7 protein-coding genes are annotated in these 9,010 nt (G+C 55.2%); 3 read left to right on the top strand and 4 right to left on the bottom strand.

Annotated features, from left to right (window positions below):
• Window positions 1–550, top strand: a 550-nt coding sequence (locus RE6C_RS12200) for a DUF4349 domain-containing protein (protein ID WP_039961874.1), incomplete at its 5' end; no start/stop codon positions are given.
• Window positions 551–1,324: 774 nt separating this feature from the next.
• Here the strand turns inward: RE6C_RS12200 and RE6C_RS12195 are convergent.
• From RE6C_RS12195 to RE6C_RS12170, 4 genes are all read right to left on the bottom strand, one after another.
• Entirely contained in the window at window positions 1,325–1,885 is a 561-nt protein-coding gene (locus RE6C_RS12195; RefSeq protein WP_039961873.1) for a hypothetical protein, read from the bottom strand.
• Between the two features lie 411 nt (window positions 1,886–2,296).
• The gene (locus tag RE6C_RS12185; protein WP_008656951.1) at window positions 2,297–2,647 is read right to left on the bottom strand and encodes an MGMT family protein; all 351 of its coding nucleotides are present in this window, start codon (window positions 2,645–2,647) and stop codon (window positions 2,297–2,299) included.
• 446 nt (window positions 2,648–3,093) lie between these two features.
• Window positions 3,094–3,876 carry an LON peptidase substrate-binding domain-containing protein gene (locus RE6C_RS12175; RefSeq protein WP_008656950.1) on the bottom strand — a complete coding sequence of 261 codons (783 nt, stop codon included), beginning with the start codon at window positions 3,874–3,876 and terminating at the stop codon, window positions 3,094–3,096.
• Between the two features lie 3 nt (window positions 3,877–3,879).
• Window positions 3,880–4,626 carry a Bax inhibitor-1/YccA family protein gene (locus RE6C_RS12170; protein ID WP_008656949.1) on the bottom strand — a complete coding sequence of 249 codons (747 nt, stop codon included), beginning with the start codon at window positions 4,624–4,626 and terminating at the stop codon, window positions 3,880–3,882.
• A gap of 490 nt (window positions 4,627–5,116) precedes the next feature.
• Between RE6C_RS12170 and RE6C_RS12160 the strand changes: the two genes are divergently transcribed.
• Window positions 5,117–5,713, top strand: a complete 597-nt coding sequence (locus tag RE6C_RS12160; RefSeq protein ID WP_008656947.1) for a dCTP deaminase — start codon at window positions 5,117–5,119, stop codon at window positions 5,711–5,713.
• Window positions 5,714–6,186: 473 nt separating this feature from the next.
• Window positions 6,187–8,919, top strand: coding sequence for a pyruvate dehydrogenase (acetyl-transferring), homodimeric type (gene aceE, locus RE6C_RS12150; protein ID WP_008656945.1), 2,733 nt, complete (start codon window positions 6,187–6,189; stop codon window positions 8,917–8,919).
• Window positions 8,920–9,010: the final 91 nt, after the last annotated feature.

The following is a 9,010-nucleotide window of genomic DNA, read 5'->3' as shown; positions in this document are numbered from 1 at the left end:
CAACAATCGACAATCTGGCGAGTGGGTCGCTCGCATTCCAGTCGCGAACTACGTCGCCTTCCTTCAAGGCGTCACCGGATTGGGATTCGCGGAATCTCGCACCGAAGACGCTCAAGACGTCACCGAAGAATTCGTCGACGTCGAGGCAAGAATCCGCAACAACAAGAAGCTCGAAGAACGCATCATCACGATGCTGGAGGAACGAACCGGAAAGCTATCCGACGTTTTAGAAATCGAACGCGAACTTTCACGCGTTCGCGAAGAGATCGAACGCATGGAAGGTCGCTTGCGAGTGCTATCGGATCGCTCCGCTTTGGCGACCATCACGATTCAGTGCCGCGAAGAAAAGGAGTACGTCCCTCCGGCAGCGCCGACATTCAGTTCAAGGATCCAGAAATCTTGGTCACAATCGATCAACGCGATGAAGCAGACCGGTGAAAATATCGTCATCGCTGCCATCGCCATCCTGCCTTGGTTCCTAGTTATCGGCGTACTCCTTCTGGTGAGCGTTGCATTGGGCCGACGATTGCTACGCAAGCGATCAAAGTAGCGGGCAAGAACGACACCGCTAGCTGACTACGATGTCGCCAGTAAACGATGCGACACCGGTCACTAGCTAGCAAACCTTCCCAGAGGCGACTCCATCACTCGCATTCGCATCAAGGTGCACCGGATGACAGGTGGCACCATCCGGCGAGCCTGAAGCAACCAAGTAGCCGATAGAGGCCCTCTGTCGGCAAAACAAACCTGCCAAACAACAGCCCCACACAAAGTCATTCCGTCCAACCCGCTGAACAGCCCTTTGGTACCCCACATCTTATAGGAACCGCTTAAATTGGGAACACAATCGGTTTGAAGCCAGAAATCCCTTGCGCAAACGTCATTGGTGTTCGATTGGCGGCGATTAGCGTTCCCCTGACCGCTCTGGTGGAACACGAATCCAGTCTGATCGGACACTAATCTTTGGTGTTTCGAGATGTGGGGTATAAACACGCTGAGAAGCCTAGCAGCCTGTTGATTTAGTCGTATACCGAGTGACAACAATTAGCCGATGGGCGTTAGCCCCGGTTGGCGTCTGACTAACCGCCGCTAACGCGGTGCGGCTCATTAAATCAACAGCCCGCTAGCACCGGATGGTGGTAGCACCGTCCGACGTACCTTTTTCTATTGCGTGCTTTGGCACTGCGTCTTAGTTTGGCATTCACTCGAAACCCTCGTTTGCGTTCGTGGATTGATGTCTTGGTAACCACCAATACAAGCGTGAAACGCCGAGATTTCCCGAGTCTATAAGTGTCTATTCGCGCAGGCTTCGCTTGTTCAAGGGCTAGCTGGGGGTTTCATCGCTGGTCACGTTGGGAAGAACTAGCCGCTGTAGTTCCACCGTAACAATCGCAGCTAACCCTATCGATGTAATGTACATCGCCAGTTCGATCAAAAGACTAGTTCCGCGCACCTCGTGTCCAATCAACTTGGTAAGACCCGATAGCGTCAGCAACGTGATGACCGCAAAAGCGACACCGAGCGGTAGTGAAACGCGTAAGCGAGTCACAGTATGCGACGACGCACAGGAACGTAATGCACGATAGCCCGCAAACGCGAACAACGAAAGCAGGCCGACTGTACCATTGATAACCAACGAACCGGCCGGGTTATCCAGCCAGTGCCGCGTGGTGCGAAGAAAGCCCGATCGTGCGATTGCAACGATGTGGCTCCCAACAACGAAACCAATGAGAAACAGCGCGGACCTACCGAAAGAACGCCATGCATGCAAACCGTGTGTCGCATCGACAGACGGTGGTGTTTCATATGGATTCTGCGTCATGCCAGCATGCACTTCAATGGGATAACGAATTGCGATCGATGGAGGCACAGAAGGTGCATGCATCGATCGTGCGTTGAACTTTGTCGCCGCACTGAGGTGATTGGGGAAGCGAATCAGGACGTCCGATTCGCTAGATAGAGTCTACCAGATATGACTCTTGGCTTGCCCGGGAAGGGTCACCGGATGGTGAGCGGCACCAGCAAGCGACCAATGTCGACGCTGCCGTGCCGACCTGTCATCCGTCAACACACTGCGGCGCAGCGAGGCGGTCGCGTCTCTGGCTGCGCTCGCGAATTTGGTGGCGGGCAACCAATCGGACGCCAAGCAATCGTTGCGGACCGTCGAGATGCTGGCTCCGCAAAATGCGAAAGCCCTGCAACACCTGCTTGCGACGCAGTCAACTGATTGAACTCGAACGCGTGCGAGCGATTCAAACAAAGTCGGCCTCACGCGTTTGCGGCCGATGCATCCATCTCATTTCGACGAGGATGCAAACCTTCCCAGAGGTGATTCCACGACTCGCATGCGTTTCATCGTCACGCCTTCTTCTAGCAGCCGTTGTTCCTGCAATGAAGGGTTCACTGGCGGCAACCGCCCATCGTTGTAGACCACCCGCCACCATGGCAACGCGTCGAACGATGTACCGAGTAATTGCCCCACCGCTCGGTGCCGACGTGGATAGCCCGCACGTGCGGCGACATCGCCATAGCTGACCACCTCGCCCGGACGAAGCTTCTCGATCGTGCGAACGAACGCCGCCCGCATCGGATCTGATTCAGATTCGCGAACGGTCCACTCAGACGACTTTGCTGACTTCGATGGCATGGGCTCAGAATTCCACTCTGTTTTCGTTTCGAGACCGCGAACCTGATTTTAGTTGCATGCGTCTTGACTACCGACGATCATGTCGTCAACGGGTCGCGATTCCGCGTCGCGGCAAAACTTCCGCACGTTCGCTTGTCTGTTCTGGTTGGCACCTGGGCAAGTGGCGTCGAACCATGTTTTTAAAGGAGGTGATCAAGTGGATTATTGCTGTACTAGCCAACGGGGTGGAAACCCTTGACGAAAGTCGGCGGGCTGACGCCAGGGTCAGCCACCCCACTCGCGATCACTTTCTAGAACGCGAGCATCGCCCGTTTGCTGAGATGGTTACCTTGGTCTCAGCAGACGGGTTTTTTATGCGCTGACCAGTTCAGGCTCACGCATATTTCAATCCCAGGCGTGTTCATATTCGAACGAACATGTCACGCAGCATCGTTGCAGCGAACGCGTCAGTTCACGCTGAACGGCGGTGGGAAATCTTTTCGCGAACGCGACGACTCGGCCAGATCGACGTCACCTTCTTCCACGCTGACCGATTGAAGATCCAATCCGCCTTTCTTGATCAAGCGGATCAAAGCTTCCGCTCGTTCATCCACATCCGACATCGCCAGCAACTTGATCTTTTCATTCGGATCAAACGGCAACGTGTAAGCGATGATGTCGGTGATCGGTCCAACACCCATTTGACCAGCCATCAAATCGTGCAGCGACTTCTGTGAGCCTTCGCTGACCGGAATGATCTTGCCGAACGCTTCCAGCAAACGTTTCTTCAGATCCGCTCGCTTCTGCGTTCCGGCGGGCAGATAGAAGTCATCGATCAAATCGACTCGTGCGGTCCGGAATGAACGTCCGGTCTCCAGCTCGTGCCGAACGGTGGCACGACGGATTCCGACAATCAGAATGTTGTGCCGGTCGCCTTCGAGTTCCGCGTGCGAGATGATCTTGCCGACACAAACAGTCGGCGAGATTGGCGGCAACATGTTCAGCGGTAGCTTTTGCTTGGTCGCCTCATCGATCGCGACGTTGCCCTGTTGATTCGTCAACGTCGCCATCGTGATGAGGTGATCCGTCGACAATGCTTCTTGCAACATGTCGACGTAGCGAGGTTCGAACACATGCAAGGGTTGCATCGCATGGGGAAACAAAACCATTCCCGGCAGCGGAAACAACCGGACCAGCCCGTCGAAGTCATCCGGCAGACTGGTCACTCCTGTGATCGAATCAAAACTCATGAATCAGTCGCTGCTGGAGAAGGCAATCAAGATTCGCAGCACGTAATAGAACAGCAACGCGACCGAAGCAAACAATGCCAAAGAAGCGGCAACGTGCTGACGCGTGTCGTAGTGGTGCAAAACATTGGAAGTGTCGTAAAGAATGTAGCCGCATGCCAAGGCAACCATCGCGGCACTGAAGAACAATCCCAACGAGAATCCGAAGAGCACGCCGCAAACGACGACGCCCATCGCAACCAAACCGGCGACAAACAAGTACGTTCCCCACGATGCGAGATCGACTCGCGTGAACATCACAAATCCTGTCAGACCAGCGAAGGTCAGTGTCGTGATGATCCCTGCCAAAATCGGAATCTGAGGCTGGTTCATCACGTGAATCGCGATGTACATCAGCGGCAGCATGATCACGGCTTGGGCGACCACATACAGCCCCAACCCAGCGTATTGCAGCCCGCGCGATTGCCCGCTGCTGGCCCACGAACGAGCCATCCAACTGACGGCCATGAAGGCACCCAGCACCAACAACCAACCGTAGCCGCCAGTCATTCGCTGAACCAGCATCGTCATCGTGTCAGCTGGCACCAAAGTGAACAGAACCACTTCCAATGCCAAAAACGCGAACACGGCTCCCGACAAGTGAGCGTAGGTGCGTCGGATAAATCCAATGCGTTCGTTTTCGTCCGCGTAGATCGCTGCGTTGCCGTAAGCGGCACCGTCGACACCGGACGAATAAGGATTCACGTTGCTCATGAGGTAACTCGTTTCAAAGGAAAGTCTGAATCGTTGCTGGTTTCACAAATTGGATCGCAAAAGCAATCGTCGCTCGCAAACTCCGCGGGGGAGGTCGCTATCCCCGAGGGTACAACGAGCGTTTGCCGGCTGCATCCAGGATGAACGATCCACTCGAAGATTTCACGGTCGTTTCTCACCGACTCAGCGGCCGAGAAGACGCTTTATCGACGATCAGACAATTTGTGCGGTTCAAACCGGTTCTACGGAGCAAATCGGTTGTTGCTCGCTTCGAACATTTGGGTTTCCAGAAATATACCCCAATGCAACATCTTGGGGATCAATCGAGAGCTCGATGTGGTTAAATTGCCAGGAGCAGCCCACTGAACGATCCGCTTATTCCAACGCAATCCTCGCACCTTTCCTGAAACGCCAACGTGGCGATTTCAGGCAACGTTTGGTGCCGCGTGATTGACTGATTCCCGGACCGTCTCGCTCCTCGACACATTCCGTGAAGGAAACACAGATCATGATCCTTTCCGGTCAAGACATTCAATCGCGGCTGGGCAAAGACATCGTGATCGATCCCTTCGATCCGTCTCGTTTGTCACCCAACAGCTACAACTTGACGCTTCACGACGAGCTTCTGGTCTATGAAGAAGTCGTTTTGGACTCCGCGTCACCCAACCGCTACCGCCGGCTGACCATTCCCGAGGAAGGCCTGACGCTGCAGCCCGGAACTTTGTATTTGGGCCGCACGACCGAACACACCGAAACGCATGGTTTGGTCCCGATCATCCAAGGCCGATCCTCCGTCGGTCGCTTGGGGCTTTTCCTGAATCCTGGCGGCAGCCTCGGGCACGCCGGATATCGTGGCACTTGGACGCTGGAATTGCACTGCGTCCAACCCGTCCGAATCTACCCGCACATTCAGATCTGCCAGATCACGTACTGGGAAATCAGCGGCGACAGCCCCGAGGAAGCCAGCGAGAAATATCAAAACAGCAACGATATTCAGCCATCGCTGATGCATCGCGAACTGGGTTTCGACGATCGAGACACCCAGTTGGAATTGGGCTTCGACGAAGCCATTCGCAGCACCTCCTGAGCCGCGACGATCATTCCGCCGAATTGAGACGCGACCAAATGTCGCTGCTTCCGCTGAATCGTCAGATGCATTCAACACGAATGTCACCGCAGCAATCGTCACGAGGATCCGAGGCAACATCCGGTGCCGACGCCAAGCGACCAACGGTTCATTCGCCAATTTGGCCGGAATCAACCGCGTCCGGTGCATGGTCCGGCGAGAATTGGGGGCATCGTGACGGGGCGGACTCCTATCTCGATCTTCACAATTGCTTCACCAAGCTTTTTTGAACGCCGAAAAGGTGCTGGAGAAAAACTTTCGCCCGAGCCAATGGGGGTTAGCACAACCAACTGTCCAGCAAACCTGAAACGGGCATTTCAGCGGCCCTTCCTAACCTTGCTGGAAACGTGCAAGAACGGCTAAACTACTAGGTCTGACTGAAAAACTCGACCTATCTGATCCAATCGTCCGCGAGCCGGAGTTCTCTACTCTCTATGTCCGAATCAAAATCCGTCGCTCAAGCTGAAATTTCCCAAAACCTTGGCGAATTGCAGCACTCGCCGGACGTCGATGTCGACTCCGCCGAAACCCAAGAGTGGATTTCATCCCTCGAATATGTCCTTCAGAGCAAAGGCCCCGAACGGGTCAAATTCCTGATCGATCAACTGCGTGACCGAGCCGCCGAAGAAGGCGTGCCCCTTTCCTCGGACACCTCGACGCCATACGTCAACACAATCCCACCTCACGAGCAGCCCGCTTACCCCGGCAACCGTGAACTCGAACGACGCATCAAATCGATCATTCGCTGGAATGCGATGGCCATGGTCGTCCGAGCCAACAAGCGGCCCGGTGGCGTTGGTGGACACATCAGCACCTTCGCCAGCTCAGCGACCCTTTACGAAGTCGCATTCAACCACTTCTTCCAAGGCCGCGGCGAAGACGGTTACTCCGGCGACTCGATCTACTTCCAAGGTCACGCTTCGCCCGGCATGTACTCGCGTGCCTACCTCGAAGGCCGTTTGTCCGACGAGAACCTCGATAACTTCCGTCGTGAGCTCGCACCCGGTGGCGGACTTTCCAGCTACCCACACCCTTGGTTGATGCCCGGCTTCTGGGAATACCCGACCGTCTCGATGGGCCTCGGTCCAATCATGGCGATCTACCAAGCCCGCTTCAACGAATACTTGAACGATCGCGGTATCAAAGACACCAAGGGCCAAAAGGTTTGGGCGTTCCTCGGTGACGGCGAATGCGACGAACCTGAAACACTCGGCGCGATCGGATTGGCTTCGCGTGAGAAGCTCGACAACTTGATCTTCGTCATCAACTGCAACCTGCAGCGACTCGACGGTCCCGTTCGCGGTAACAGCAAGATCATTCAAGAACTCGAATCGATCTTCCACGGTGCCGGATGGAACGTCATCAAAGTCGTCTGGGGCGGCGAATGGGACGAATTGCTCGCTCGTGACACGACTGGTTTGCTCGCCAAACGTATGAACGAAGTCGTCGACGGCCAGTACCAAAAGTACACGTCGATGCCCGGCAGCTACATTCGCGAGCACTTCTTCGGCAAGTACCCCGAGCTTCTCGAGTTGGTCAAACATCTCTCGGACGAGAAGCTCGAAAAGATCCGCCGCGGCGGTCACGATCCGGAAAAGGTTTACGCGGCATACAAAGAAGCGACCGAGTCAAACAACGGTAAGCCAACCGTGATTCTGGCCAAAACCGTCAAGGGCTACGGACTCGGCGAAGCCGGTGAGGGACGCAACGTTGCTCACAACCAAAAGAAGATGAACGAAGCCGAGTTGCTGGAATTCCGTACTCGCTTTGGCATCCCAATCAGCGACGAAAAAGTCGGTGAGGCTCCGTTCTACAAGCCAGCGGCCAACAGCCAAGAGATGAAGTATCTCAAGGAGCGCCGCGAAGCTCTTGGTGGCCCGGTGCCAAGCCGTCCGACCGAACATCCTAAAATGGAAATTCCAGGGTTGGAGGTGTTCCAAAAGTTCGTCTCGAAGCGGACCGACAACAAAGAGTGCAGCACAACATTCGCCGCCGTGCAAATGTTGATTTCCATGTGCCGCGACAAAGCCATCGGCAAATACGTGGTCCCCATCGTGCCTGATGAATCGCGAACGTTCGGCATGGAAGGCATGTTCAAACAGTTTGGCATCTACGCTCACGCGGGCCAACTCTACGAACCAACGGACTCCGACCAAGTCGCTTACTACAAAGAAGCTCAAGACGGTCAGATCCTGGAAGAAGGCATCACAGAATGCGGATCAATGTCCAGCTTCAACGCGGCTGGCACAGCTTACAGCTGCCATGGCGTGAACATGATTCCGTTCTATATCTACTACAGCATGTTCGGTTTCCAACGGATCGGCGATTCAATCTGGGCCGCCGCAGACATGCGAGCCAAGGGTTTCCTCGTCGGTGGTACTGCCGGTCGCACGACGCTCAACGGCGAAGGGCTGCAGCACCAAGACGGGCACAGCCTGCTCAACGCGATTGCGTTCCCCACCGTGCGTGCTTACGACCCAGCGTTTGCCTACGAAGTTACCGTGATCGTTCACGAAGGCTTGAAGCGGATGTACGAAGAGGGCGAAGAATGCCTGTACTACATCACCGCTGAAAACGAAGCGTACGTCCAACCGGAAATACCTGAAGGATGCGAAGAAGGCATCATCAAGGGGATGTACAAATACAACAGCCGCGAAGTGGACGGAGCCAAGGCTCGTGTTCAACTGTTCGGCAGCGGCGCGATCCTGAACTGTGCTCTGAAAGCTCAAGAAATCTTGGCCGAGAAGTACAACATCGCTAGCGACGTTTGGTCGGTGACCAGCTACACGTTGCTGCGTCGTGAAGCTCACTCCGTCGAGCGTTGGAATCGTTTGCATCCCACCGAGACGCCTCGCAAGAGCTACCTCGAAGAAGTGCTCGAAGGAGTCGAAGGCCCATTCATCTCGGCCAGCGACTACGTGCGTGCTCTCGGCGAACAGCTCACACCTTGGATCCCGGGCGACTACTACGTCTTGGGCACCGACGGCATGGGCCGCAGCGAAACTCGCGAAGCACTCCGTCGCCACTTCGAAGTCGATGCGGAATCGATCACCATCGCTGCTTTGGGTCGCCTGGCAAAAGCCGGAACGTTCGAAGCTGCCGACGTGGCACAAGCGATCAAAGACCTGGATTACGATCCCGATAAAGTCGATCCTTACTTCGCCTAATTTTGATCGCAAAACGCGAACGTCGTTCGCAACGCATGGCCCAAATTTGAATCGTCCCCGAAACACCGGGGACTTGGCCACCATCGGACGA

The organism is Rhodopirellula europaea 6C (assembly GCF_000338295.1).
GTDB lineage: Bacteria > Planctomycetota > Planctomycetia > Pirellulales > Pirellulaceae > Rhodopirellula > Rhodopirellula europaea.
The sequence above is the reverse complement of the archived record's forward strand: the minus strand, read 5'-3'. Positions and strand labels throughout refer to the sequence as shown.

Coding starts and splice junctions, on each gene's coding strand:
- RE6C_RS12195 (WP_039961873.1), bottom strand. CDS start 1,885: ATGCATGCACCTTCTGTGCCTCCATCGATCGCAATTCGTTATCCCATT.
- RE6C_RS12185 (WP_008656951.1), bottom strand. CDS start 2,647: ATGCCATCGAAGTCAGCAAAGTCGTCTGAGTGGACCGTTCGCGAATCT.
- RE6C_RS12170 (WP_008656949.1), bottom strand. CDS start 4,626: ATGAGCAACGTGAATCCTTATTCGTCCGGTGTCGACGGTGCCGCTTAC.
- RE6C_RS12175 (WP_008656950.1), bottom strand. CDS start 3,876: ATGAGTTTTGATTCGATCACAGGAGTGACCAGTCTGCCGGATGACTTC.
- aceE (WP_008656945.1), top strand. CDS start 6,187: ATGTCCGAATCAAAATCCGTCGCTCAAGCTGAAATTTCCCAAAACCTT.